Annotated in this window: 1 protein-coding gene; it reads left to right on the plus strand. The window is 58.6% G+C overall.

The features are described 5' to 3' along the window. Nucleotides 1-293 precede the first annotated feature (293 nt). Entirely contained in the window at nt 294-890 is a 597-nt protein-coding gene (locus EOA33_RS36630; RefSeq protein WP_126054386.1) for a hypothetical protein, read from the plus strand. Nucleotides 891-1,043 lie beyond the last annotated feature (153 nt).

Genomic DNA, 1,043 nt, shown 5'->3' on the forward strand with positions numbered 1-1,043 from the left:
CCCAGACCCGCCGTGTCGAGATCCAGCTGTCGCCGCTCACCTGAGCCGCCTGGCATCGAACGTGAAAACGGCCCCCACGGGGGCCGTTTTTGTTTTGAGCCGACATTGGCAGTCTTCAGTTCACCAAGTCATCCTGAAGAATTAGCTAGTTCTAACGGACTGCTTTTCCGGGATCATGGAAAGGAATAGCATCGGAGCGTTCCTGAGGGGACGGGGCGGAACAATCGGCCGCGCAATCAAGAAGTTCGACGCCTCGGTCTTGCACGGCCAGATCAGAATTCTGGGAGGAATGCATGACGAAAACAGCTCGCTTCGGTGTCCTCGCTTTGACGGGTCTCATTGGCGCCTGGCTTGGCGTGGCCACGGCTCAGGCCGAGGATGCCAGCAAGGCCGACATCGAGGCCTTGAAAAAGTCGCTCGCCAAATATGAGGACTACACCGCCGCCATCCGCGACCTCTATCTGTCTACTGTCGGGTGCGTCTACTTCACCGGCGAAAAGATACCCGGCACGATGGACTATCCGAAAGGCGCCATGGGCATCCATTTCGTCAACGTTCCCAGCGTCGGGAAAAAGCTCGATCCGATGCACCCCAATGTGCTGATCTACGAGCCGACCAAGAAAGGCCTGAAACTGGTCGGGGTGGAATGGCTGGTGCCGCTGACGCCGGACGTCAAGGAAGCACCCACGCTATTCGGCCAGAAATTCATGGGACCGATGGAGGGACACTACCCCCTGATTCCGAAGGAGTTCGTCCACTACGATCTTCACGCCTGGTTCAAGGACAATCCGAACGGCGTGTTCAGCCCGACCAACCCGACGGTGAAATGCAGCAAGGCCGAGTTCCCGATGCTGGAGAAGCCGACCAAGATGATGCCCGGGCCGATGTAACGGGCCGCAAGACATGAAAAAGGCGAGCCGGTTGGTCGGCTTGCCTTCTTGAAACGGAAACAGAAAATCAGACCTTGGCGACGATCCGCATGAAGGCGGGCATGTCGTCGCCGAAACCGACGGTGGCGTCGTCTTCTTCCTGGCGGTGGCGGG

Source organism: Mesorhizobium sp. M4A.F.Ca.ET.050.02.1.1 (assembly GCF_003997725.1).
Classification (GTDB): domain Bacteria; phylum Pseudomonadota; class Alphaproteobacteria; order Rhizobiales; family Rhizobiaceae; genus Mesorhizobium.